The 24,556-nt window shown below is 62.2% G+C and carries 19 protein-coding genes; 11 read left to right on the top strand and 8 right to left on the bottom strand.

Going from position 1 to position 24,556, the window contains the following annotated elements:
- Nucleotides 1-49: 49 nt before the first annotated feature.
- From ACM6IM_RS07450 to ACM6IM_RS07420, 7 genes are all read right to left on the bottom strand, one after another.
- Nucleotides 50-805, bottom strand: a complete 756-nt coding sequence (locus ACM6IM_RS07450; RefSeq protein ID WP_192308295.1) for an ABC transporter ATP-binding protein — start codon at nucleotides 803-805, stop codon at nucleotides 50-52.
- Nucleotides 799-1,860, bottom strand: a complete 1,062-nt coding sequence (locus ACM6IM_RS07445; protein WP_414864685.1) for a FecCD family ABC transporter permease — start codon at nucleotides 1,858-1,860, stop codon at nucleotides 799-801. Before ACM6IM_RS07445 ends, ACM6IM_RS07450 begins: the two co-directional genes overlap by 7 nt.
- Nucleotides 1,857-3,026 (bottom strand): ABC transporter substrate-binding protein, encoded by a 1,170-nt coding sequence (locus tag ACM6IM_RS07440; RefSeq protein ID WP_414864684.1) that lies wholly within the window; start codon nucleotides 3,024-3,026, stop codon nucleotides 1,857-1,859. Before ACM6IM_RS07440 ends, ACM6IM_RS07445 begins: the two co-directional genes overlap by 4 nt.
- A gap of 20 nt (nucleotides 3,027-3,046) precedes the next feature.
- The gene (locus ACM6IM_RS07435) at nucleotides 3,047-5,422 is read right to left on the bottom strand and encodes a TonB-dependent siderophore receptor (RefSeq protein WP_414864683.1); all 2,376 of its coding nucleotides are present in this window, start codon (nucleotides 5,420-5,422) and stop codon (nucleotides 3,047-3,049) included.
- 96 nt (nucleotides 5,423-5,518) lie between these two features.
- Nucleotides 5,519-6,496 carry a FecR domain-containing protein gene (locus ACM6IM_RS07430; RefSeq protein WP_414864682.1) on the bottom strand — a complete coding sequence of 326 codons (978 nt, stop codon included), beginning with the start codon at nucleotides 6,494-6,496 and terminating at the stop codon, nucleotides 5,519-5,521.
- The gene (locus tag ACM6IM_RS07425) at nucleotides 6,497-7,012 is read right to left on the bottom strand and encodes a sigma-70 family RNA polymerase sigma factor (RefSeq protein ID WP_201191959.1); all 516 of its coding nucleotides are present in this window, start codon (nucleotides 7,010-7,012) and stop codon (nucleotides 6,497-6,499) included.
- 72 nt (nucleotides 7,013-7,084) lie between these two features.
- Nucleotides 7,085-8,320, bottom strand: coding sequence for an MFS transporter (locus ACM6IM_RS07420; protein WP_201191961.1), 1,236 nt, complete (start codon nucleotides 8,318-8,320; stop codon nucleotides 7,085-7,087).
- 219 nt (nucleotides 8,321-8,539) lie between these two features.
- On the opposite strand from ACM6IM_RS07420, the gene ACM6IM_RS07415 reads away from it, so the two are divergent.
- The 9 genes from ACM6IM_RS07415 to ACM6IM_RS07375 all read left to right on the top strand — a co-directional run bounded on the left by ACM6IM_RS07415 (nucleotide 8,540) and on the right by ACM6IM_RS07375 (nucleotide 19,377).
- Nucleotides 8,540-10,762, top strand: coding sequence for a TonB-dependent receptor (locus ACM6IM_RS07415; protein WP_414864681.1), 2,223 nt, complete (start codon nucleotides 8,540-8,542; stop codon nucleotides 10,760-10,762).
- 190 nt (nucleotides 10,763-10,952) lie between these two features.
- Nucleotides 10,953-11,846 carry an amidohydrolase family protein gene (locus ACM6IM_RS07410; RefSeq protein ID WP_414864680.1) on the top strand — a complete coding sequence of 298 codons (894 nt, stop codon included), beginning with the start codon at nucleotides 10,953-10,955 and terminating at the stop codon, nucleotides 11,844-11,846.
- Nucleotides 11,847-11,974: 128 nt separating this feature from the next.
- A complete protein-coding gene (locus ACM6IM_RS07405; protein WP_414864679.1) occupies nucleotides 11,975-12,847 on the top strand; it encodes an alpha/beta hydrolase in 873 nt (290 codons plus the stop codon).
- A gap of 212 nt (nucleotides 12,848-13,059) precedes the next feature.
- On the top strand, nucleotides 13,060-14,055 hold the full coding sequence (locus ACM6IM_RS07400; protein WP_192308285.1) for a GlxA family transcriptional regulator: 996 nt from the start codon (nucleotides 13,060-13,062) through the stop codon (nucleotides 14,053-14,055).
- 345 nt (nucleotides 14,056-14,400) lie between these two features.
- Complete coding sequence (locus ACM6IM_RS07395; RefSeq protein WP_192308284.1) at nucleotides 14,401-15,090, top strand: ABC transporter permease; 690 nt, start codon at nucleotides 14,401-14,403, stop codon at nucleotides 15,088-15,090.
- Nucleotides 15,087-16,085, top strand: coding sequence for an ABC transporter ATP-binding protein (locus tag ACM6IM_RS07390; RefSeq protein WP_192308283.1), 999 nt, complete (start codon nucleotides 15,087-15,089; stop codon nucleotides 16,083-16,085). The genes ACM6IM_RS07395 and ACM6IM_RS07390 overlap by 4 nt, the downstream gene beginning before the upstream one ends.
- A 2-nt stretch (nucleotides 16,086-16,087) precedes the next feature.
- Nucleotides 16,088-16,756 carry an ABC transporter permease gene (locus ACM6IM_RS07385; RefSeq protein WP_192308282.1) on the top strand — a complete coding sequence of 223 codons (669 nt, stop codon included), beginning with the start codon at nucleotides 16,088-16,090 and terminating at the stop codon, nucleotides 16,754-16,756.
- 43 nt (nucleotides 16,757-16,799) lie between these two features.
- The gene (locus tag ACM6IM_RS07380; RefSeq protein ID WP_192308281.1) at nucleotides 16,800-17,696 is read left to right on the top strand and encodes a glycine betaine ABC transporter substrate-binding protein; all 897 of its coding nucleotides are present in this window, start codon (nucleotides 16,800-16,802) and stop codon (nucleotides 17,694-17,696) included.
- 136 nt (nucleotides 17,697-17,832) lie between these two features.
- Nucleotides 17,833-19,377 (top strand): amidase family protein, encoded by a 1,545-nt coding sequence (locus ACM6IM_RS07375; protein WP_414864678.1) that lies wholly within the window; start codon nucleotides 17,833-17,835, stop codon nucleotides 19,375-19,377.
- 10 nt (nucleotides 19,378-19,387) lie between these two features.
- Here ACM6IM_RS07375 and ACM6IM_RS07370 read toward each other — a convergent pair whose 3' ends face one another.
- The gene (locus ACM6IM_RS07370; RefSeq protein WP_192308279.1) at nucleotides 19,388-20,272 is read right to left on the bottom strand and encodes a LysR substrate-binding domain-containing protein; all 885 of its coding nucleotides are present in this window, start codon (nucleotides 20,270-20,272) and stop codon (nucleotides 19,388-19,390) included.
- 146 nt (nucleotides 20,273-20,418) lie between these two features.
- Between ACM6IM_RS07370 and ACM6IM_RS07365 the strand changes: the two genes are divergently transcribed.
- Nucleotides 20,419-23,448: an FAD-binding and (Fe-S)-binding domain-containing protein gene (locus tag ACM6IM_RS07365; RefSeq protein ID WP_414864677.1), complete on the top strand. Its 3,030-nt coding sequence runs from the start codon at nucleotides 20,419-20,421 to the stop codon at nucleotides 23,446-23,448.
- Nucleotides 23,449-23,535: 87 nt separating this feature from the next.
- A complete protein-coding gene (locus ACM6IM_RS07360) occupies nucleotides 23,536-24,450 on the top strand; it encodes a hypothetical protein (RefSeq protein WP_414864676.1) in 915 nt (304 codons plus the stop codon).
- Nucleotides 24,451-24,556 lie beyond the last annotated feature (106 nt).

The following is a 24,556-nucleotide window of genomic DNA, read 5'->3' as shown; positions in this document are numbered from 1 at the left end:
AGGTCAGGCGGCCATCGGCCGCTGCCGACCCGCCTGAAGCCCGGGTCATTCAGACAATATCGTCAATCAGGATATGGTGCTCCCCACGGCTGCAGCGCTCGATCCGCGCCTCGACCCTGTACACCTCGCGCAGCATTTGTTCGTTGATCACCTCGTGGCTCGGACCGCTGGCGCGGGCGGTGCCATCGGCGATGACCAGCACCTGATCGGCAAAGCGCAAGGCCTGGTTCAGGTCATGGATCGCGATAAATACAATCACCTGGCGTTTGCGGGCCAGGTCTCGCATGAAGGTCAGCACCTGGACCTGACGATGCATGTCCAGGGCGCTGGTGGGCTCGTCCATCAGCAGGATGTGCGGCTCGCGCACCAGCGTCTGGGCAATCGAAACCAGCTGCTGCTGGCCGCCGCTGAGTTCACCCAGGTTGCGGAACGACAGGGCGGTGATGCCCAAGGCATCGAGAATTTCATCGACCAGCTTGAGTTCGTCGTCGTGAACGGCCCAGCCGGGCGTCAGTTGCTTGCGCGCCAACAGGACCGATTCATACACCGTCAACCGGGCGCTGGCGTTCAAGCCCTGGGGCATGTAGCTGATGGCTTGCGGGCCCTGTTCCACGCCTTGCACGTTGACCCTGCCGGGCCCGTCGATCAGCCCGGCCATGCGTTTGAACAGGGTGGATTTGCCGGCGGCATTGGGACCGACCACGGCGACGACCTGACCGCCGACAAAAGTCGCCGTGCTGACACCGCTGATGATGGTGCGCTGACCATAGCCGGCGCCGAGTTCCTCCAGCTGGATCGTTACCATGAGTTTTTCTTCCCGCTGAGGATCAGAGATATGAAGAACGGCACGCCGATCAGCGAGGTGACCACGCCGATGGGGAAAATCGCCCCGGGGATCAGGGTTTTGCTGACCACCGAACTGGCGGACAGGATCAAGGCCCCCGTCAGTAACGAGGCCGGCAGAAAGAAGCGTTGATCTTCGCCAATCAGCATCCGGGCGATGTGCGGGCCGACCAGCCCGATGAAACCGATGGTGCCGACGAAGGCCACGGGAAACGCGGCCAGCAGGCTGACCATGATCAGCGTCTGGAAGCGCAGGCTGCGCACGTTGATGCCGAAACTGGCGGCCTTGTCATCGCCCAGTCTCAGCGCCGTGAGCACCCAGGTTCGCCTGGCGAAGACGGGCAGGGTGATCAGGATCACCAGGCAGATCACGCCAAGCTTGGGCCAGGTGGCCTTGGTCAGGCTGCCCATGGTCCAGAACACCACCGCTGCCACGGCTTGCTCGGTGGCAAAAAACTGCACCAGGGCCAGCAAGGCGTTGAACGTGAACACCAGGGCGATGCCGAGCAGGACGATGGTTTCGGCGGTGACGCCACGGCGCATGCTCAAGAAATGGATGAGCAAGGCGGACAGCATGGCCATGATGAACGCGTTGACCGGCACCATGTAGTGTGCCGCCAGCGGAAACAGGGCCACGCCGAACGCCAGCCCCATGGCCGCACCGAAACTGGCTGCAGCGGAGATGCCCAAGGTGAAGGGACTGGCCAGCGGGTTGTTGAGGATGGTCTGCATCTGTGCACCGGCCAGCGATAACGCCGCGCCGACGGCAACCGCCATCAGCGCCACGGGCAAGCGGATGTCCCACATCACGACCCGTACTTGCGGCGCCGCGCTGTCGGGTGAAAGCAGGGCGCCGAGCACTTCGTCAAGGCCGTAGCTGGCCGGCCCCAGGGCCAGGTCAAGCAGCACGCTGCCCAACAGCAGCAGCGCCAGGACGCCGAGGATCAGGCGTTTGCGCACCACCAGGCGACGGTAGGTGTCGCGCTGGCCGGGCGCGACATCGTTGAGCGCGTTCATGGCGTGACCCCAGGCTCGCGCAGGCTCACGGAGTAACCCGGCTCATAGGGCACCGGCAGGAAGCGCTCGTGCAGTTGACGAAAGGCGGCTTGCGGATCGAGGTCGGCAAACAGCGTCGGATGAAACCACTTTGCCAGTTGCTGGATAGCCACGAACTGGTAGGGGCTGTTGTAGAACTGGTGCCAGATGGCATGGAATGCCTGACTGTCCTGTGCCTTGATCCCGGCGTAGGCCGCGCGCCCGGTGTACCACGCCAGTTTGTGGCGCGCTTGCGTCAGGTCCGCTCCCGGCCCCACCCCCACCCAGTGGCCACCCGGCGCGAAGGCTTCCCAGTTGGCGCTGGTCACAACCACCTGGTCCGGATTGGCGACGATCACCTGTTCGGCATTCAACTGACCGAAGGTGGTGGGGATGATGTCCTTGGCGATGTTGTTGCCGCCGGCCATTTCGACGAAGCGGCCGAAGTTTTCATTGCCGAAGCTCAGGCAGCAATCGTCGGTGTAGCCACCGATGCGCTCGATGAACACGTTGGGGCGGGCAGGGTGCTGCGCGGCAATCACGTCGGTCACCCGTCGGATCTGCTCGTTGCGAAACGCGATGAAGTCCTCGGCACGTTGCTCTTTGCCGAACAACTGGCCGAACAGGCGCATGGTCGGTTCGGTGTTCTGCATGGGGTTGTTGCGGAAGTCGACGTACACCACGGGGATGCCCAGGGCATCGAGCTTCTCGATGTAACGCGCATCCTCGGTGGCATGCCGGGCCTCGATGTTGAGGATGATCACATCGGGGCGCTGGGAGATCGCTTGCTCGATGTCGAAGGTGCCGTCTTCAAATCCGCCGAAGGTGGGGATCCTGGCTATCTGGGGAAACATGCGCAGGTAGGCGTTGTAGGTGTCGGGGTCGGACTGGATCAGGTCCTTGCGCCAGCCCACGATGCGTTCGAGGGGATTCTGCGTATCCAGTGCGGCCACCAGATACAACTGGCGTCCTTCACCGAGAATGACCCGCTTGACCGGCAGGTGCACCTTGACCTGGCGGCCGAGCAAATCGGTGACGCTACTGAGCGGTGCACTCGCCTCGGACGCCGAGGACGGCAATGAAACCCCCAGCAATCCTGCAAACAACAGCGCGGCCAGGGCGTGGCTGCGTCGAACAATGGTGAGCATGATCAAGGCCTTTGCAAGTGTCAGAAGTCGACGGTGGCCGACAGTAGAAGGGTGCGCGGCGCCCCCTGGGAAAACGCGCCATAGGAGGCGACCCCCGACCAGTACTCGCGGTCGAACACGTTTTGCACCGTGGCGCGAAACGTCGTGGGGCGCTGTGCAATCTGCGTGGTGTATCGCGCACCGACATCGAAGCGAGTCCAGGGGGCCAGCTCCTGGGTATTGGCCTGGTTGACGTACTGGCTGGCGGTGTAGATCGCGCCGCTGGTGAGTGTCAGCCCTTCGACCCAAGGCAAGTCCCACTCGGCCCAGAGGTTGGCTTGAGCGTCCGGCACGCCCACCGGCGTGTTGCCTCGGTTGGCGGCCACGCTGGTTTTGGTCAGTTGCGCATCCAGCAGCGTCACGCCACCGAGCAGGCGCGTGCCTTGGGCGACTTCGCCCGACAGGCTCAGCTCCAGGCCACGGTTGCGCTGTTCGCCCTGGACCGAAAACACCCCGGATGACAATTCGCCGCTGGGCTTTTTGATCTGGAACAGGGCGAGGGTCGACATGAAATTGCCGTAGTCGAGCTTGACCCCGATCTCCTGTTGCCGGGAAACGTAAGGTGCGAAGGTTTCGCCGGCGTTCGAGGCGGTGCTCGGGGCGACGTCACCCTTGCTCAGCCCTTCAATGTAGTTGTAGTAGAACGACACGTGTTCCCAGGGCTTGAGCACCACCCCGAACAGCGGCGTGGCCTTGCCATTGTCGAAGGACGCCGTCACCGCACCGGCCGTGTTGTAGTTGTGCGACCGGATGTTCTGTTGGCGCACGCCGAGCGTGAGCTGCACGCGTTGTTCGAGTATCGACAGGGTGTCGGCAAGGGCGATGCCGGACAATTCACTCGCGGACACTTTCGGCGTGGCCGGTTCGGCAATCGACGGCTTGGGGCGGTGGATCGGGTGATAGATGTTCGACAGCGTCGGTGGTCCGGACAGGATGCCGCGAGATAATTCATCGCGGTAACGCGTCGCCTGCAAGGCAGTGCTGTGGCTGATCGGCCCGGTATCGAAACGCAATCGGGCACCGGCGTCGACCGTGTAGCGCTGGACTTCGAACTTGTAATATCCGGGTATCGACGAAGTATCACCCGCAGCGTTGATGATGCTCGGGGTCTGATCGGACATGCGCGCCACGGTCGACTTGCCGCCACCGGCATGGGCGAAGACGGTCAGGCTGTCGGTGAGGTCGTACTCGCCGCCGAGCAACGCCGATTTGTCACGGGTTTTGGACCATCCCCAATCCTGGCTGACGTTGGTCCGGCCGTTGGCGGCCGAAGGAATGTCCACGCCCGGGGCGATCAGGAAGGGGCGGGAGGCGGCATCGAATTGTTCCTTCTGGCTGACCAGGTCGAGGGTGGTGCGCAGGCGCTCGCCTTGATAGTCCAGGGACAGCGCACCCACGCCGACCTCCCGCTCTTGATCGTCAATCACCGTATCGCCCTGTTGCACGCTGCCATTGAGGCGTACGCCGAATCGGCGCTCTTCGCCAAAGCGCCGACTGAGGTCGATATGGCCACCCAGCTGTGAATCCTGGACGTAGCTGGTGGTGAACCGGGTCAGGTCCTCCTCCAGGGAACGCTTGGGCACCACGTTGATCACGCCACCCACGGCGCTGTTGGGCGACATGCCGTAGAGCAGGGCCCCAGGCCCCTTGACCACTTCAATGCGCTCGGCGTATTCGGTGAACACCCGGTAATTGGAGGCCACGCCGTAGACGCCGTCGAACGCCAGCTCGCCAAGATTGCCTTCGCCCACGGGAAAACCACGGATGAAGAACGAATCGACGATGCCGCCGGTCTGGCCGGTGGAGCGTACCGATGAGTCTCGCTCCAGCACATCGCCCACGGTCGTCGCTTGTTGATCCTTGATCAACGCGGCGGTGTAGGTGCTGACGCTGAACGGCGCATCCATCACATCGGTATTGCCCAGCATGCCGAGGCGGCTGCCGACGGCCACCTGGCCCCCCGAATACACCGGCGGCAGGTTGTCGCTGCGTCTGTCGATGCCTTCGACGGTGGTTGGCGTCAGGGTGACCCGGCGCAGTACCAACGTGTAGCTGCCGTCGCTGCGCGGGACCATGTCCAGCCCGCTGCCGGCCAGCAAACGGGTCACGGCCTCCTGGGTCGAATACGCACCGGACAGCCCCGGACTGATCAGGCCTTCCGTGATGGATGGCTCGAACGACAGCGCAATGCCGGCCTCGACGGCGAAGCTCGACAGCGTGGCGCCCAATGGTCCGGAGGCAATGTGATAGGTGCGGATTTCGACCGAATCCAACTGCACCGGCACGTCCGCCAGAACCAACGGACAGGCAGCGCTGATCAGGGTCAGGCTGAGCAGTGCGTGGCGAATGACAGGCATGGACGGGGAACCCTGTGGACGTGAGGGATGAAGGTTTCTTTGTTTGCCAGTCGAGATCCGCAAAAGTATCAGCCTGCGGCACTTATTTTTTTTGGCTCAGGCAGGAGACAGGGTGACCCAGTAACCACTCAAGTGACCGGTGACCAGCACCGGGTAGGTTTGCACCAGCATGTTCAAGGTGCGCTGGGTATCGCTGATCGGAAAGGCGCCGGAAATGCGCAGCTCGGCAATGGCCGGGTCACACCGGACGAAGCCCCGACGATAGCGCGCCAGTTCCGCGACGAAATCCGCCAGGCGCATTTTGTCGGCCATCAACATGCCCTGGGTCCAGGCGCCGGCATGGCGATTCGCCTGGGTCAGCGCACTCTGGGTCTGCGCGGTAAATTCGGTGCTTTGCCCGGCGTTGACGATCAGCGGCGTGGATTCGCGGTTATCGGCCAACACCACTTTCACGGCGCCTTCCAGCACGGCGAGATGGGTGAACGGATTCAGTTCGCGGACGATGAAACGTGTGCCCAGGGCCTGCATGTGGCCCTGACGGGTGCTGACCAGGAACGGCCGGGGCAGGGCTGAGGTGTCTGCGGCAGTCTGCACCAGTATCTCGCCTTCACGCAGGCGGATCAGTCGTTGCTGGCTGTCGAACAGCACATCGACGGCACTGTCGGTGTTCAGGGTGATGCGCGAGCCATCGGCCAGGGTCAGCTCTCGTCGCTCGCCGACGGCGGTACGGTAATCCGCCGTCCACTGCTGCGACTGCGTCAGTTTCCAACTGCCCCAGCCTACCGGCATCACCGCGAGCAACAGCGCCAGCTTGCCCAGTGCCGCGCGGCGTTCCGGGCTGCTCGGCCGGTCAAGCGCCGACATCGCCAGGGAGGGCGGCAAGCCGCCCAGCTTGCTTTGCAGCAACTGCGCCCGGGCCCAGGCGCGATCACGCTCGGGGCTGCTGACCTTCCACAGCTCCCATTCGGCGCGTTCACTGTCGCTCAGGTCGTTTTCGCTCAGACGCATCAGCCATTCGGCGGCTTCTTCGAGCACTTCGGGGGCCAGCGGTGGCTCTTTGCGCAGCGAGAGCATTCACTCCACCAGCATCAGGCATTGGACGAACGCCTGCTTCATGTAGCGCTTGACGGTAATCAGCGACACGTCCAGTTGATCGGCGATGTCCTGGTATTTGAGGCCGTTGAGCTGCGACAGCAGGAACGCCCGTTTGACCAGCGGTGGCAGGGCATCGAGCATCGCGTCGATTTCGTGCAGGGTTTCGAGCACCACGAAATGCGATTCCGGTGACGGAACCTCTTGCGCCGGCAAGTGGGCGAGGGCCTCCAGATAGGCGCGTTCGAGGGCCTTGCGCTGGTACCAGTTGACCAGGATGCCCTTGGCCACGCAGCTCAAATAGGCCCGTGGTTGCTCGATCACCGTGACCTGGGAGGCAAGGATGCGAGCGAACGTGTCTTGCGCCAGGTCTGCCGCATCCATGGCGTTGCCCAGTTTTCTTTTCAACATCGCGTACAGCCAGCTGTGATGACCGCTGTACAGGTCCTCAATCGCACGCAGGTGGTGACTGTGGTTCGCGGGGAGGGTTTCGCTCATGGCGGCAGGCTGGCTTGTAATTGAGAAGTATTCCCAATGCTAGATGAGTCGTCGGTGGGAAAGCAAGCGAGATCATTGCTGCGTTTTCACGCCCGCAGCCAATGGTCCGGGGCGCATCAGGACAAGGGCGACCCACGCGACCCCATACGCCAGGCAAACGAACAGGTAGGTGTACTGCAGGCCGTAAACCTGGCTGAGCAAGCCTCCTGTGCAGATGCCGGAGATCGAGGCGAACTGTGCTGTGCCCTGGGCGATACCCAGTACGTAGCCTTGTTGCGAGCCATCGACGGCCTTTGAGATCAGCGCCATCAGCACCGGTGTCGTCGCGCCCAGCAGCACGCCCCAGAGAAAGTAGACGACGATGAACACACCGGCATGATGGGTCACCCCGGCCAGGGCGGTCAGGGCAATGCAACCGATGACGACGTAGCGAATGCGCTGCAGTGATTGCTGCGCTGTGCGGTGCTCGAAATAGCGCGACCAGGTTGTCGCACAGAGGATGAAACCCAGTGCCAGCAGGCCATAACACAGTCCGACCACCGAGTTGCTGACATCAAAGGTCGAGCTGACGTACAGCGGGAAAGCGGTCTGCGGCAGCATTCGCGCCAGCAGCAAAATACCCATGACCAACAGCAGCGGCAGCAGCGCGGAGTGGCGCCAGGCCTGGGTACGTTGCGGCGTTGACGGGTCGGGATGGGCGGGCGCGGTTTTCTTCACCGGCGGTACGTCCGGCAAGGTCACGGCGGCAATCACCGTGCAGACGGCGCACAACGCCGAGGCGATGAGGTTGATCCAGAAGAAGGTCGCGTAATCGAGTATCAGGCCGCCAACGACGGCGCCCAGCAACGAGCCGACGTTGGTCGATATTTGCAGAATCGCAAACAGCCGTGCACGCCGGGTGGGTGCCTCGATGCTGACGCCGTAGGCCTGCGCCGGGGCGATGTACCCGGCAAAGGCGCCTTGCAGGAATCGCAGCACCAGGATCACCCAGATGTCGCTTGCGAAGGCCAGGCCGAGCTGAGTCAGGGACAGGCCGGCGAGGGCGCGGATCATCATCAGCTTGTGGCCGTATCGATCACCGATGCGGCCCCAGAATGCACTGGTCAGCATGATGCCCAGCATCGGCCCGACGTACACGGCGATGCTGGCAAAGCTGAAAAATGCTGCCGAGTCCGTCAAGCCGCGCAGGTGCACCGGCCAGAAAGGCCCGCTCATTTCCATCGCGCCCATGGAGACCAACTGGATCGCGAACAGAAGATAAATCAGGACTCTGACGCTCGATCCCTGAATGGCGCCTGCGTTGGGCATGAGACAACCTCGGTAGTCGAATGGAAGCGGGGGCGGAAAAAGATCACTGCATCGCCAAGCCAAACGGCGTGCATTTGACCCGGCTGCGCCGATTGCCGCAACCGCTGAATGATGGGCATGGGCAGGGCTCGGAAAAAATCCGGGGAGGGTGATACTTTTTTCGACGATGGCTGGCATTAGGAGTGATTCCCATTTCCCTCCTTCAAGGAACCTCTCGTCATGCCTGTTGCCAGTCGCCCCTGCGGTGAGCGCGCATTAACACTCGCCATCCGCACCGCCATGCTGAATGTTGTCCTGGTTGCCGGGGCCACCAGTGCCTGGGCTGCCACCCCCGAGCAATCGCAGAAGGCTGAAGATCATTCGGCCGGCACGTCGAACGACACGCCGAACCTGACCCTGGACACCACCAACATCAACGCCCGATACGCCGAGCCTACCGCGCTGCCGGCAGAGTTTGCCGGTGGCCAGGTGGCCCGTGGCGCGCGCCTGGGGATGCTCGGCAACAAGGATGTGATGGACACGCCGTTCAGTGTGACCAGCTACACCGCCAAGACCCTGGCCGACTTGCAGACGGTGACCGTGGCCGATGCCCTGCAACGCGATCCTTCGGTGCGTTCGACCGGGCAAACCGGCGGCATCGTCGACTCGTTTTTCATCCGGGGTTTTGCCATCGGTGAAGGAAACCTCGGCGAGCTGGCCTACGACGGTGTGTACGGTGTAGCGCCCAACTACCGGGCGTTCACCGAGTACACCGAGCGTGTGGAAGTCCTCAAGGGGCCGGGTGCCCTGATGTACGGCCTCTCACCCAACAGCGGTGTGGGCGGCGTGATCAATATCGTGCCCAAGCGGCCACTGGCCGAAGACCTGACCCGCTTTACCGCCAGCTATGCCTCGGACTCCCAGGTCGGCGGCCATCTGGATATCAGCCGGCGGTTCGGCAGCGAGAACCAGTTTGGCGTGCGCTTCAACGGCAGTCTGCAGGGCGGCGATACCGCCGTGGACGATCAGAATCGCGCGGTGGATATCGGTGCCATCGCCCTGGATTATCAAGGGGAGCGCTTGCGCCTGAACCTCGATTTCATCAGCCAGAAAGAAAGCTTCGAGGGTGCGTCGCGGCCGTTCACCATCGCGCCGGGGGTCGAGGTGCCTTCCGCCGCCAATGGCCGGACCAACGTATCGCAGGACTGGGGCTGGTCGGACACCAGGGAGCAGTCGGCCTTGCTTGGCGGCGAGTATGACCTGAACGATGCACTGACCGTGTTCGCCCACGCCGGTGGCGGCAAGTCGGATGTGAAGCGGATGTCCGACCAGGTGCCGCGTATCCTCAATGACGCGGGTGACACCAGCAACATCCCGGGCTACTACAAATTCAACGTCGATCGCTCGACTGCCGACGTGGGTATTCGCGGTCTTTTCGCCACCGGCCCGGTGACTCACACCACAACGCTGATGGCGACCCGTTATCAGGATGAACTGTCCCGGGGCATCACCAACGGCACCGATATCCGCTCCAACATCTACCATCCGCTGGATGCGCCCAAGCAGTACCTCGCCGCGCCCCAGGTGCTGCGCATTTCCGAGTCGGAGTTGTCCGGCGTGGCACTGACCGACACCCTGGGCATGCTCGATGACCGTATCCAGCTGACCCTGGGTGTGCGCCGGCAAGACATCGAATCGCGTAACTACAATGCCGCAGGCGGGGTCAGCTCGCGCTATGACGACAGCGCCACGACCCCCTTGGTCGGCGTGGTGGTCAAACCCTGGGACGACGTTTCGCTGTACTACAACTATGTCGAGGGCCTGAGCAAAGGGGATATCGCGCCAGGCACGGCGGCCAACGCCGGCGAAACCTTCGCTCCTTATGAATCCAAGCAACACGAAATCGGCGTGAAGTACGAACACGGCACGTTCATGACCACCCTGGCCTTGTTCCAGATTGAAAAACCCAGTGGCGAGACAGGCGCCGGCAATGTGTTCTCGGTGCAGGCCGAGCAACGCAACCGCGGCGTCGAACTCAGCGTATTCGGCGAAGTGGCGCCCGGCACGCGCTTGATGGGGGGCGTGACCTTCCTCGATGGCGAGCTGACGGATTCGGCCACGGCAGCCAACCGTGGCAATAAACCGGTCGGCGTCCCCGACATCCAGGCCAACCTCTGGGCCGAGTGGGATACCCCGTGGCTCGAAGGCTTTACCCTCACCGGCGGGGCGATCTACACCGACAGCCAATACGTCAACCAGGCCAACACCCAGGAACTGGACGCCTGGACCCGCATCGATGCAGGCGTGCGCTACGCGACTAAAATCGAAGGTCGCCCGACGACATTGCGCGCCACCGTGCAAAACGTCTTCGACCGCGAGTACTGGTCGGGTGTCGCTTCGTATGGGGCGTTTTCCCAAGGGTACCCACGTACGCTGCAACTGTCGGCGACGGTGGATTTCTGAGGCCGCTGTGACGTCGGCCAACGGTCAGGCAGGGTTCCCTGCCTGACCCGTTCAGCAACAGCGTAAATTCTGCACGCCATCACCCAAACGACGCACATGGCGAGATTTTGATACTAGACGTCGAGTCGGCGAGAGCCACCAGGCGCTGACGACGATTATTGTTTTCCCACAAAAGCGGGAAACAATCATCATGCTGCCTTCGACTGAAAGAATTGATAGCCACGTCCACTTTTACACTTCGGATGATCTTCATCGGGTGGCGGGTTTGCTGCCCTATGACTTACCTGCACCGCATCCACTGACGGCTTATCTGGATAAACTCATCGATGCCGGTATTGCTCCGACGGTCATTAACAATGTCCATCTGAGTATTCTGCCGGATTCGGAAAATGTGTTTGCTTCCTTTAACGAACTCAAACAACTTCAGGTCGCCAATCCTCTGCGCTATGGCAACGTGAAGTTGGTCGGGACGATCAAGGCAGACCCTGTTTACGCCACCCGTGAACGGCTCTCGCACCCCCAGGTGGTCGGCGCCCGCATCGTCCTGCACGATGCCCCGCCGCAGACGGTGGGCGCTTCGGACTTCAGTGACAGCGATTGGTCGGCATTTTATGCCCGCCTGCTGCCACACCAGCACGTGCACATCTACGCCAGGGAGGCCGAGACAAACCTGCGGGTTCTGCGGCAGGTTCCGGGCGGTGTGCGGGTCATCATCGATCATCTGGGCAGTTGCCACGCCGAGCGCGGGCCTGCCGAACCGGCCTACGCTGCACTGCTGGCAGAAGCGAAAAGGCGCGGCAATGTGTGGTTCAAGGGCCCGGGCTATCGCACCTCGGTGCAGCCGGCGCAAACCGCGTGTTTCGTCATGCAGATCGTTCATGCCGTCGGGGCCGGGAAGGTAATTCTGGAAGCCACCGACGCACCCCATGTTGGAACCGATAACAACGGTGTGCCGTATTCCAGTCAATTCGATTTAAACAAGACTTTCAGTTTTGTTGATGCTGTTGCACGTCATGTTTCCAGTGAAACCAGAATCCCTGTTGGCCAACTTCTACGCGCAGCGTCCGGCCAATGGGTAAGTTGATCTACGCCCACGCTTTAACTTCGAGATAACAAGCGATGACAAACATTACTACAAAAGAAATCGACTTTACCGTTAAGTATGAGGACGAGACCCTGCGTCTGAAAGGGACGGTATTTACCCCGGAGCACATGGATACTTCGCTGCCGCCAGTAGTCTTCAACTCCGGTTTCACCGGAGGGGTGTCGATGTACGGTCAACTGTTCGGCCGTGCCTTGGCGGCCCGGGGTTATCGCGTCATGACCTACGACGTGGCGGGCTTTTTCACCAACAAGCACATTCGCAACACGATCAAGTCTGGTGACCAGTTGATCACCAATGTCTCCCTGGAAGACCAGAAAGACGAAGTCCTGGGGGCCGTGCAATGGGCGCGCGAGCATTTTGGCGAGATGCCGGTGGTGGCGTCCTGGGCGATGGGGTCGGTGGCGAGTCTCGGTGCCGTGGCTGAGCTGGCGGCTGCCGGCGGTGAGCAGATCCGTTTCTGGGTGCCGATGAGCTACACCAACATCCGCAAGCTGCAAACCTTGCGTGCCGATCAGGCGGCCGCCGATACGGCCATCCAGCAACTGGCCGACGACGCGCCTATTCCACCGTTCGACACCGGAACCGCAGCGACGCGCCTGGGTTACTATCCGCTCGATCCGGATACTCAGGCCTATGTCGACCAGCAATTGGGTGGCTACACCGAAGCGGGTGGGGCCGACCGCTGGCCGGGCTGCACCCACGTCACGGCAAAGTCCTACAAATCCTATGTGGCCTATGATCCCGAGCGGTCCATTGAAGGGGCCAAAGGTTTCCCGCCTGCGCTGATCATCCACGGCGCGGACAACACCCTGCACATGCCGGCGGAGTCCGAACGTCTGCACCGTCATTACCCGGGTGACGCAGGAGAGGGCGCCCTGATCATCGCCAACATGCAGCACGGCCAGCAGAATCAGGTCGACAGCCCGGTGTTTGCGTCGATCATCCAGAACATCGACGAGGCGATTCGCGCACGCAGCTGATATCCGCCATCGACAGCCTGCGGGATCTCGCAACGAGGTCTCGCAGGGCTTCCCTGCACACCCGATCCGTTCCCGAAACGGCTCGGGTTTGTTCGTTCGTCTGGCTCAATACAGACCCAGGCCCTAACATGGCGTGTCCACAGCCACTTCCCCGGGCTGGCTCGAGCTGAGCTCCCGGGCGGCAGGACCTTTCCCATGACAAGGATCTGGCGATGATTGGCCCCAGTGAACCCGCACCCTCAGTGAACAGCTACACCACCAAACGCATTGGCCTGCTCATTCTCCCTCAATTCTCGATGATGGCCCTCGCCGGTGCCAGCGAGCCATTGCGCGCGGCCAATCGGTTGTCCGGCAAAACGCTGTACGAATGGACCGTCCTCACCGAATCGGGCGGGCCTGTCAGCTCCAGCAGCGGGTTCGAGATCCAGACCCTGCCTATTGATGACGCCCCCGATTTTGATCGGGTGTTCGTGTTGGCAAGCCTGGACATCGAACACCAGAAACCGCCGAAGATGCTGCGCTTTCTGCAGCGCGCGGCGGCACGCGGGAAAACCGTCGGGGCGCTGAGCACCGGCACGTTTATCCTGGCCCGTGCCGGGTTGCTGGAAGGCAAGCGTTGCACGCTGCACTGGGAGTCCATCGGTCAATTCTCGGAAGAATTTCCCACCATCGAGGTGACCCGCGAGCTGTACGTCAACCATGAAAATCGTTGGACCTGTGCCGGCGGCACCGCCGCCATCGACCTGATGTTGGCGCAGATCGCCCTGGATTTCGGTAACCCGCTGGCCGCGAGCATTGCCGAACAGTTCCTCCATGCGCGGATCAGGGCGCCGGAAGAACACCAGCGGATGTCGATCCAGTGGCGATTCGGTATTCACGACAAGCGCCTCACGGCGGCCATTGCCTTCATGGAGAACAACCTGGAGAACATTGTCGGCATCGAAGAAATCGCCGACCGCTGCAACCTGTCCCATCGTCAACTCGAGCGCCTGTGGCACCAGCACTTCGGCATGACCCCGAAGCGGTTCTACCTGGAACTCAGGCTTAATGAAGCACGTCGCCTGTTGCGTGAAAGTACCCAGCCCATCGCGTCCATTGCCTACAGTTGCGGGTTCGTCTCGGCCTCTCACCTGGGCGCCGCCTACCGTCGGGTCTGGGGGTGCACGCCGGGAGAGGAGCGGCGGAAATTTGATGATGCGCACTCCTGAATCCGGTTCATGTGCGCGTTGAACAATGAACGACCGTTCCTTGAAATCCCGATGAATCAGTCCTCGCCGGCAAACCACATAGCTAGCTAATGACTTGGCCGGCCAATGGCTGTGGGCCAGGCGCGGCTGCTGGGTGGGCGGCCTGACATTTTCCTTGGCGCTACACCTCCTTCAGATTGTTCCGAGCACTGACAGGCTTCGTGACGTCGATTTTTTGATAGAAATCGTCGCACTCGAAGCGCAGGCTCAGGGTGGGAGCGCGGTAATGTTTCCTACAGAAACGGCGCCCACTTCCAGATGCGCAGCCGACAAAAACAACAATGACGTACAGAAGGCCTCACAACCATGGAAACCTTGAGTTTCATTCTGGAAAACGGCGGGCTGATCAGCCTGCTACTCGGTCAGCACCTGCTCATCGTCGCGGTGGCGGTGGGCCTGGCGATCCTGACCGGCGTGCCTGTCGGGATCGCGATATCCCAGCACCCCAGGACTCGGCGTTGGGTGTTGGCCTTTGCCGCCGTCCTGATGACCATCCCGTCTGCGGCGCTGTTCGGCCTGATGATCCCGGCCCTGTCCCTGATTGGCTACGGGATCGGTGTAGTGCCTGCGGTCATTGCACTGTTTCTCTATTCGCAACTGCCGATCATCCGCAACACCACGACGGCGATCTCCAACATCGATCCTGCGCTGCGCGAAGCAGCCATCGGCATGGGAATGTCGACCTGGCAGAGGCTGTGGCAGGTCGAGCTGCCCATTGCCGTCCCGCTGATCATGGCCGGCGTGAGGATGGCGACCGTGATCAACATCGGCATCGCCGCCATCGCGGCCTATATCGGTGCCGGTGGCCTTGGCAGCCTGATCATTCGCGGCATCGCCCAGTCCGATACCCGGCAACTGCTGGCCGGCGCCATCATCATCAGCATCATTGCAATCGCGGCCGATTATGCGCTGTACGCCCTGCAGCGCCTCCTGACCCCCAAAGGCCTGAACAAGAACAAAATGGCCACTGGCCAAATGAAGGAAGCGACGACGTGATCCAGATCGAAAACCTGAACAAACAATTTGGCTCAATCACCGCTGTGGAAGATGTCTCCTTCAACGTTGAAGAGGGACAGATCTGCGTACTGCTCGGGCCATCGGGCTGCGGCAAGACCACGACGCTGAAAATGATCAACCGCCTGATCGCACCCACGTCCGGCACCATCCGCATTGGCGGGCGCGATACGTCCGAACTGGACAGCGTGACACTCAAGCGTTCCATCGGCTATGTGATCCAGCAAGTCGGTTTGTTCCCGAACATGACCGTGGAAGAAAACATCTGCGTGGTGCCCAATCTGTTGGGCTGGGACAAAACCAAGAGCCGCAAGCGCGCTGCGGAGCTGCTGGAAGTCGTTGCGCTGGACCCGTCGCGGTTCCTCAAGCGTTACCCGTGCGAGCTCTCCGGGGGCCAGCAGCAGCGCGTCGGGGTTGCCCGCGCCCTGGCAGCGGACCCGCCCGTGATGCTGATGGACGAACCCTTTGGCGCCATCGACCCGATCAACCGCGACGTGATTCAGGATGAGTTCATGCGCATCCAGCGCCAGGTCGGCAAGACGGTGCTGTTTGTCAGCCACGACATCGACGAAGCGGTGAAGATGGCCGATTGCGTCGCGCTGTTTCACAACGGAAGAATCGAGCAGTTCGGCACCCCAGACGATCTGCTGGCCAGGCCCAACAGCGAGTTCGTGGCGAACTTCATGGGCAGCGACCGGATCATGAAGCGCCTGTACCTGCTGCGCGCCGCCGACATCGCCAGCAAGATCGCGCCACGGGAACAGATGCAGGTCGTGGGCGGCAACAGCGGCATCGCGACCCAGTCGCCGCTGATCGTCAAACCCGCCGATGACCTGCGCCAGGTGCTCTCGCAACTGCTCGGTCGCGGTCAGGACTGGGCGTTGTGCAATGACAGTGACGGGCGCTTTGTCGGGTATGTCCACCAGGCCGACATCCTGGCGCGGCTGGTTGAAAACATTACGCCGGTGGTGCATTGATCATGTCCGAGCTGATCAGCAGATTTTGGCAGGGGCTCCAGTATTACTGGGGCGATATCAGCTACCTGACGGTTCAGCACCTGCAGATCGTCGCCGTCAGCGGTGTGCTTGCGCTGGCCGTGGCACTGCCGTTGGGCGTGTGGATGAGCCGTCCCGCGAACCAGCGTTACGCCATGGCCAGCATGCAGTTTCTCAATGTCGGGCAGGCGATACCCAAGCTGGCGTTGCTGGCCCTGGCCATGAGCCTCATCGGCGTGGGCAGCGGCGCGGCCATCATCGGCTTGTTTGTCGCCACGCTGTTGCCGGTGGCCGTCAACACCTACGAAGGGTTGCGCTCGGTACCGGCGCATCTGATCGAAGCGGCGGAAGCCATGGGCATGACGCCCGCCGAAACGTTGTGGAAAGTTGAAATCCCCAATGCGATGAACGTGATATTCGCCGGCATCCGCACGGCGCTCGCCATCAACGTCGGGACCGCGCCGTTGGCGTTCCTGGTCGGCGGGGGAGGACTGGGCGAGTTGATCTTTACCGGCATCGACCTGAACGACTTCGGCATGATGCTGGCCGGAGCCGCCTCGACCGCCATTCTGGCCATCGCCGTGGACCTGGGCTGTGGCGTGATTCAAACGCTGGCGGTGTCGCGGGGCTTGCGGTTGGCCGGGCGCGATTGAGCGGCAAGACTATGTACATAAATCAATAATTACGAGGTGCATGATGACGGATCGAATCCTGGCCAGGCTGTTGTTTACGCTGAGTCTTGTTTTGGGGTTTATGGGCAGCGCTTCTGCCAACAGCACGATTGTGGTGGGCGGGAAAAAATTCACCGAGCAGCAACTGGTGGCTGAAATGACCTCCCAACTGTTGCGCGCCAATGGCTACAGTGTCGACAAGCGCGCGGACCTGGGTTCTTCCGTCCTGCGTGCAGCGCAGGAGAACGGTCAGGTCGATGTGTATTGGGAATACACAGGCACTTCGCTGGTGATCTACAACAAGGTGACCGACAAGCTCGATGCCGATGAAACCTACAAGCGGATCAGTACCCTTGATGCACAGAAGGGCATCACCTGGTTGAACCCTTCGAAAGCCAACAACACCTATGCTTTCGCGATGCGCAAGGATGAGGCTGAAAAAGAGGGCATTGCCTCGATCAGCGACCTGGCGAAAAACATCGGCGCCGGCAAAAGCTACAAGTTCGCATCCAACGCCGAGTTCTTTTCGCGCACCGACGGCTTGCGTCCTCTCCAGGAAATGTATCAGTTCGAGTTCGAGCGCAAGAATGTCGTGCGCATGGACGGCGGCCTGACGTACCAGGCGCTCAGGGACGGTCAGGTGAATGTGGCCCTGGTACTGTCGACCGATGGGCGGATTCCGGCCTTTGGATTCGTGGTGCTCAAGGACGACAAGGGGTTTTTCCCCAGCTACGCGCTGACGCCCGTCATTCGCACTGAAGTCTTCAAGGAGAACCCGAAGGTCGGCGAGTTGCTCAATGCTCTGTCTGCCAGGCTCGACGACGACACCATCGCCGGTCTCAACTCCCGCGTCGATGTCGGCCGCGAGTCGATCGAGAGCGTGTCCAGGGAATTCCTGCAGCAGAACAAGTTGATCCAGTGATTTGCCAGTGACGTTCCCGTCACTGAGGGCCAGCTGAATCTCGCTGGCCTTTTTTTCGATCCGTTCACAGCCCTGCGCCAACCCCGGGAGGCGTGGTCTCATTGCGTTCGCCTGTCGTTCTTCGGAGATTTATCCCATGCAGTTGAATAAACAGTTTGTGGCTTGCTCGTTGCTGGTGTTGGCGGCCAGTGCCCATGCCGATAACGGCATCGATCGCATGACCCTGGCCGATATGCGCCAGGCACTGGACAAGGGCGACATCAGTTCCGAGCAATTGGTCAGGCACTATCTGGACAACATCCGGGCGAACAACCACCAGGGCCAGAACATCAATGCGCTGGTGACGGTCAATGAACAGGCCATCGAGCAGGCCCGCCAGTGGGATGCCCGGAGGCAGAAAACCCCCAATGCCCGATTCGCACCGCTGGCCGGCATTCCTTTCGTGGTCAAGGACAATTTCGATACCGCTGGCCTGGTCACTTCGGGAGGCTCCTACGTCCTGCGCTCGTCCGTGCCGAGCCAGGACGCATTCACGGTGAAGAAGCTGATCGACGGGCAGGCGATTCTGCTGGGCAAAGCCAACCTGTCGGAGCTGGCCGCGTCGTTCGGCTGGTTTGGCTACAGCTCGTTTGGCGGCCAGACGCTCAACCCGAAAAACACCCGGCGCGATGCTTCCGGCTCCAGCAGTGGCTCAGCCGCGTCCGTGGCGGCGGCGTTTGCGCCGTTTGCGCTGGGGTCGGACACCAGCGGTTCGATACGCGCTCCGGCGAGCGTCACCGGCACGGTCGGTTTCCGGCCCTCGCTGGGGCTGATCAGTCGCAGCGGCATCATTCCGCTGTCGCTGGCGTTCGATACCGGTGGCGTGATTACCACCAGCGTCCTGGATCAGGCCATTGTGCTGGACGCGATCAAGGGCCCGGACAACCACGATGCGGCGACCCTGGACCTTGCGTCTGACACCATCAAATTCGAGCAAGCACTCAAGGGGGCCTCGCTCAAGGGCAAGACCATCGGCGTGATCAGCAACTTCAAGGGCGCCAATCCCGAAGTGGATCAGGTGTTCCAGTCTGCGCAGGAAACCCTTGGCAAGCGCGGTGCCCGGGTGGTCGCCATCGAGTTGCCAAAGGCCTTTGAAACGCTCTGGAGCGATGTGCTCGGCCCGGTGGGGGAAAGCGAGTTCAAGCCGCAGTTCGAGCGCTACCTGGGCACCCTCGATGCGAGTCAGCCGCGCACGCTGGCGCAGTTTCTCGAGCGGGCCAGAAGCAACCAGGCCGAGAACGGCGCGCACGGCATGAACCCGGCACGCCTGGCCGGGCTGGAAGCGCTGGCGAAAACCGACAGCACCGATTCGCCGCAGTACATCTCGATCCTGTCGCGCAAGATCCCGCAGTTGCGTGCGCAGCTGACAGACATCATGCGCAGGAACAAGGTGGACAGCCTGTTCTTCGCGACCATCAATTGCCCGGCCTCGGTGGTGCATGGCGTGACCGATGACAGTTACGTCTGCCATGCCGGCGATACCTACGCCTCGTCTTACATTGCCTCGGCGACAGGGTTCCCCGAGATCACGGTTCCGGCCGGCACCATCAAGGGCAATCTGCCGGTCGGGGTGTCGTTCCTGGGCGGCTATGGCGAAGATGCCAAGGTAGTGGGTCTTGGCTACGCCTTCCTGGGCCGCTGACCCCTGCGATTCAAATCTGCTCCAGCAGCCACGAACGAAACGCCACGAGCGAGGGCAGCATTTCGTTGCGTGGCGGGTAGGCCAGGTAGTAGCTGCGCTGGCTGGCGAACGGCAGGTCGAGGCTGATCAGCTCCGCGTTCGCCAGTTCGTCGGTCACCAGGATGCGTGGGACCAGGCCGATACCGATGCCGGCCCTGACCGCCTGGATCAGGTGTGAGGTGAGTTCGAAGCTCGGCCCCAGGCGCATCATGCGATGGGGCAGGCCGTGGTGGCTGAACCACTCGCCCCAGACGTTGGCGTTGTTCGCGACATTGAGCAAAGTCTGCCCGCCGATGCGCTCCGGGGTCCAGTTGTCCTGGGTTTCGGCCGCTTGCGGGGAAATGACCACCATCAGTTCTTCGGTGTGCAAGCGATGGCTGATCAAACCTGGCATGTCGGCCGAGCCGACGACGATGGCGGCGTCGATGCCGCTGGATTCAAAGTCGACGGCGTCGATTCTGGAATGGATGTGCACCAGCACGCCCGGGTGATTCCTGTAGAAATCATGCAGGCGCGGCAGCAACCATTTCGAACCGAACGTCGGCAAGGTGGCCAGGCGCAAGGTGCCGCTGCCGGATTGATACGCCATGGCCTGCAACGTGGCGCTGCGGATGCGTCCCAGCGCTTCGCTCATTTCCCGTTGGTAAAGACGCCCGACGTCGGTCAATTGCACCTGCCGGCCTTCGCGGCGGAACAGGGTCAGGCCCAATTGCTGCTCCAGCGCCTGGACCTGGCGGCTGACCGCACTCTGGGTCAGCGACAGTTCCATCGCGGCGCGGGTGTAGCTTTCATGCCGGGCGGCGGCCTCGAAGGCCAGCAGTAACGACATCGAAGGGGTGAGATGGCGGTAATTCATTCAAAAAAGTCATCGATAGCGGGGAAATTATCCGTTTGTCCTGCGCCGGAGCCTGCGGGATCATTGGTAAAACCAACGACCTGAGGCTGACCTATTAATGCTCAGGCGACAAGTATTTTGACAGTCCCGTGATGAGATCCGCCACGATGATCGCCCAACTGACGACCGTTACGCCCGCGCAGCACTACCCGGAATTTCTGCAGGCCCTGCAAGCCAGCGGCTTTCGCGGTCAAATCAGCGCCGACTACGCCACCCGCACCGTGCTGGCGACCGACAACTCGATCTACCAGCGCCTGCCGCAGGCGGCGGTGTTCCCGCTGGACGCGGACGACATCGTGCGTCTTGCGGCCCTGATGGCCGAACCGCGTTTTCATCAGATCAAACTGACGCCACGGGGCGGCGGCACCGGGACCAACGGCCAGTCATTGACCGACGGCATCGTTGTCGACCTGTCGCGGCACATGAACAAGGTGCTGGAAATCAACGTCGCCGAGCGCTGGGTCAGGGTGCAGGCGGGGGTGGTCAAGGATCAGCTCAACGCCGCGCTCAAGCCCCATGGGCTGTTCTTCGCCCCGGAGCTGTCGACGTCCAACCGCGCCACGGTGGGTGGCATGATCAATACCGACGCCAGCGGCCAGGGCAGCTGCACCTATGGCAAGACGCGTGACCACGTCCTCGAGTTGCACAGCGTGCTGCTCGGCGGGGAGCAGTTGCACAGCCAGCCGCTGACCGAGGCCGAGCTTGCGGCGGCCTGCGCCCGGCCCGGTCGCATCGGCGAGGTGTACCGCACGGCGCGGCACATCCAGGAAACCCAGGCTGACCTGATCGAATCGGTGTTTCCCAAACTCAACCGCTGCCTCACCGGCTACGACCTGGCGCACCTGCGCGACGAGCAGGGCCGCTTCAACCTCAACAGTGTGCTGTGCGGCGCGGAAGGCTCGCTGGGCTACATCGTCGAAGCCAAGCTCAACGTATTGCCGATTCCCAAGTATTCGGTGTTGGTGAACGTGCGCTACAGCAGCTTCATGGATGCGCTGCGCGATGCCAACGCGTTGCTGGCGCACAAGCCGCTGTCGATTGAAACCGTGGACTCCAAGGTGTTGCTGCTGGCGATGAAGGACATCGTCTGGCACAGCGTCGCCGAGTATTTCCCGAGCGATGCCGAGCGCGCGACCCTGGGCATCAACCTGGTGGAGTTCAGCGGCGAAGACGTGGCGCAGGTGAATGCCGACGTGGCCGCATTCGTGGCGCACCTGCAAGCCGATACGACCATCGAGCGACTGGGCCACACCCTGGCCGAAGGCGCTGAAGCCGTGACCCGCGTCTACACCATGCGCAAGCGTTCGGTCGGGCTGCTGGGCAACGTCGAAGGCGAGGTTCGCCCGCAGCCGTTCGTGGAAGACACCGCGGTGCCGCCGGAAAAACTCGCCGACTACATTGCCGAGTTCCGCGCCTTGCTCGACAGCCATGGCCTGGCCTATGGCATGTTCGGTCACGTCGACGCCGGGGTGTTGCACGTGCGTCCGGCGCTGGACATGAAAGACCCGGCCCAGGCTGCACTGGTCAAGCCGATTTCCGATGCGGTGGCCGAGCTGACCCAGCGCTATGGCGGGCTGCTGTGGGGCGAGCACGGCAAGGGGCTGCGTTCGGAATACGTGCCGGCGTTTTTTGGTGAGCTGTACCCGGCCCTGCAAGCGCTCAAGGGCGCCTTCGATCCGCACAATCAGCTCAACCCCGGCAAGATCTGCACGCCGCCGGACGCTGCCCAGGGTTTGCTCAAGGTCAATGAAGTGACCTTGCGCGGCGATCTCGACCGGCAAATCGACGAGCGTGTCTGGCAAAGCTTCGGCAGCGCCGTGCACTGCAACGGCAATGGCGCCTGCTACAACTATGACCCCAACGACGCCATGTGCCCGTCGTGGAAAGCCACCCGTGAACGCCAGCATTCGCCCAAGGGCCGGGCGTCGTTGATTCGCGAGTGGTTGCGCCTGCAAGGCGCGGCCAACATTGACGTACTGGCGGCCGCACGGAGCAAGGTGTCGTGGCTGCGCGGCCTGCCCACCCGGCTGGCCAACAACCTGGCGCGTTCCCGTGGCCAGGCGGATTTTTCCCATGAAGTCTACGACGCCATGGCCGGCTGCCTGGCCTGTAAATCCTGTGCCGGGCAATGCCCGATCAAGGTCAACGTTCCGGAATTCCGTTCGCGCTTTCTCGAGCTTTACCACGGTCGCTACCAACGTCCGCTACGCGATTACCTGATCGGCTCGCTGGAATTCACCATCCCTTACATGGCTTACGCGCCCGGCCTGTACAACGCCGTGATGGGCTCGAAATGGATCAGCCGCTTGCTCGAGCGTCACGTCGGCATGGTCGACAGCCCGCTGCTTCATCGCTTCGACTTGCAGACCACGCTGACCCGTTGCCAGGTCGCAGTCGCCAGCGTACCGGCCCTGCGCGAGCTCACCGCCGCGCAACGTCAACGCAGCGTGGTACTGGTGCAGGATGCGTTCACCCGGTACTTCGAAACCCCGTTGCTGGCGAATTTCATCCAGCTTGCGCATCAACTGGGCTATCGGGTGTTCCTGGCGCCGTACAGTGCCAACGGCAAGCCGTTGCATGTTCAGGGGTTCCTCGGAGCCTTCGCCAAGGCGGCGATCCGCAATGGCAATCAGCTCAAGGCACTGGCCGATTGCGGCGTGCCGCTGGTGGGCCTGGACCCGGCGATGACCCTGGTCTACCGCCAGGAATACCAGAAAGTGCCGGGGCTTGAGGATTGCCCCAAGGTGTTGTTGCCCCAGGAATGGTTGCTGGACGCCTTGCCCGACAATCCCCGCCCGGTGAGCCAGACCTTCCGTTTGCTGGCCCATTGCACCGAGAAAACCAATGCTCCGGCCAGCACTTCGCAGTGGCAGGCGGTGTTCGCAAAACTGGGGCTCACACTGGTGGCGGAAGCGACCGGCTGCTGCGGCATGTCCGGCACTTACGGCCATGAGGCACGGAACCGGGACACGTCGCGAACCCTCTTCGAGCAGTCCTGGGCGAGCAAGCTGGACAAGCCCGGGGAGGCGCTGGCGACGGGTTATTCCTGCCGCAGCCAGGTCAAGCGCCAGGCGGACAGGCAATTGCGCCATCCGCTGGAGGCGTTGTTGGAGCATTGCGGGCGGGTAGGGGGCTGATCCGCATTTTTTTCTCCGGCCTGGTACTGTCGCCAGGGGCAGCAGGCTTCTAAAGTCGAGGGGTGTCTCTTCAGGGAAACCCCGCTCATGTACAGCCCATTCGCTGTTCCAGGCACCGCTCGACCGTTCCACGACCGCATTTATGCCGGCGAGATCCTGCGCATCAGCGATTCGCCGTCCATGGCCGCGTTGGTCGGATACGCCCGGGAAATGCTGGAAGCCGCGCTGCATCCCTGGCTGCCGCAACACATTCATCGCCACTTGAGCCATGAACAGCAGACGGTGGTGTTCGCAAGGTGTCAGCAGCAGTTTGCTGATTCGCCTGAAATCCACAGGCTGTGGCGGGACGTCATCGAAAGCCTGGGGTTCGATCGACAGACACTGGCCTTCGACCGCTTGCACCTGCGTTTCCAGCCGCATCGCGAGCCTGATGCGCTCGGGCCGCGTGCGCGCACCACGGCGACCATCGCCTTCCACCGCGATACCTGGGGCTCGAACCTGTACGCGCAGACCAACTGGTGGGCGCCCATCTATCCAATCACGGCGGGGCGCACGTTTGCGCTGTACCCCGGGCTTTGGCAGCGGCCGCTGCACAATTCGAGCGCCGGTTTCGATATGCGCGCCATTCTCCAGCGCTCTCACCAGGACGGGCGCAACAGCGTGGACGCCGACGAGGCCATCCCGCATTTGCTGGAAGTGATTGCGGCACAGGAGGGGAATGCGGTGGAGATCGAACCGGGCAGCCTGATCGCCTTTTCCGGAGCCCATGCCCATGCCGGCGTCGGCAACAGCACCGGGCTGACCCGGCTCTCGTTCGAAACCCGTTCGGTGCTGATCGCCGATGTGCAGGCCGGCCTCGGCGCGCCGAACATCGACGGCCATGCCCCTTGGCAGACCCCGGGGCTGTTCCGCCGGATGAGCGACGGCAAACGCCTGAACGAAGTCCTGGGCTGTGGCTTCATCGAACCGTATCACCGGCCCTCAACCGTTGCCGATACCTGAGGGAGCGAGCCCGGACAACGCCAGACCAGTAAGAGCGAGCCTGCTCGCGATGGTCGCCAACGATGACGCTGGACAGCTGACAGCCCGCGGTGCGCTTGTGCATTAG

The organism is Pseudomonas sp. IT-P12 (genome assembly GCF_949767465.1).
GTDB lineage: Bacteria > Pseudomonadota > Gammaproteobacteria > Pseudomonadales > Pseudomonadaceae > Aquipseudomonas.
Note: the sequence above shows the minus strand (reverse complement) of the source record. Positions and strands in the feature narration are given on the sequence as shown.

Coding starts and splice junctions, on each gene's coding strand:
- ACM6IM_RS07450 (WP_192308295.1), bottom strand. CDS start 805: ATGGTAACGATCCAGCTGGAGGAACTCGGCGCCGGCTATGGTCAGCGC.
- ACM6IM_RS07445 (WP_414864685.1), bottom strand. CDS start 1,860: ATGAACGCGCTCAACGATGTCGCGCCCGGCCAGCGCGACACCTACCGT.
- ACM6IM_RS07440 (WP_414864684.1), bottom strand. CDS start 3,026: ATGCTCACCATTGTTCGACGCAGCCACGCCCTGGCCGCGCTGTTGTTT.
- ACM6IM_RS07435 (WP_414864683.1), bottom strand. CDS start 5,422: ATGCCTGTCATTCGCCACGCACTGCTCAGCCTGACCCTGATCAGCGCT.
- ACM6IM_RS07430 (WP_414864682.1), bottom strand. CDS start 6,496: ATGCTCTCGCTGCGCAAAGAGCCACCGCTGGCCCCCGAAGTGCTCGAA.
- ACM6IM_RS07425 (WP_201191959.1), bottom strand. CDS start 7,012: ATGAGCGAAACCCTCCCCGCGAACCACAGTCACCACCTGCGTGCGATT.
- ACM6IM_RS07420 (WP_201191961.1), bottom strand. CDS start 8,320: ATGCCCAACGCAGGCGCCATTCAGGGATCGAGCGTCAGAGTCCTGATT.
- ACM6IM_RS07415 (WP_414864681.1), top strand. CDS start 8,540: ATGCCTGTTGCCAGTCGCCCCTGCGGTGAGCGCGCATTAACACTCGCC.
- ACM6IM_RS07410 (WP_414864680.1), top strand. CDS start 10,953: ATGCTGCCTTCGACTGAAAGAATTGATAGCCACGTCCACTTTTACACT.
- ACM6IM_RS07405 (WP_414864679.1), top strand. CDS start 11,975: ATGGATACTTCGCTGCCGCCAGTAGTCTTCAACTCCGGTTTCACCGGA.
- ACM6IM_RS07400 (WP_192308285.1), top strand. CDS start 13,060: ATGATTGGCCCCAGTGAACCCGCACCCTCAGTGAACAGCTACACCACC.
- ACM6IM_RS07395 (WP_192308284.1), top strand. CDS start 14,401: ATGGAAACCTTGAGTTTCATTCTGGAAAACGGCGGGCTGATCAGCCTG.
- ACM6IM_RS07385 (WP_192308282.1), top strand. CDS start 16,088: ATGTCCGAGCTGATCAGCAGATTTTGGCAGGGGCTCCAGTATTACTGG.
- ACM6IM_RS07380 (WP_192308281.1), top strand. CDS start 16,800: ATGACGGATCGAATCCTGGCCAGGCTGTTGTTTACGCTGAGTCTTGTT.
- ACM6IM_RS07375 (WP_414864678.1), top strand. CDS start 17,833: ATGCAGTTGAATAAACAGTTTGTGGCTTGCTCGTTGCTGGTGTTGGCG.
- ACM6IM_RS07370 (WP_192308279.1), bottom strand. CDS start 20,272: ATGAATTACCGCCATCTCACCCCTTCGATGTCGTTACTGCTGGCCTTC.
- ACM6IM_RS07365 (WP_414864677.1), top strand. CDS start 20,419: ATGATCGCCCAACTGACGACCGTTACGCCCGCGCAGCACTACCCGGAA.
- ACM6IM_RS07360 (WP_414864676.1), top strand. CDS start 23,536: ATGTACAGCCCATTCGCTGTTCCAGGCACCGCTCGACCGTTCCACGAC.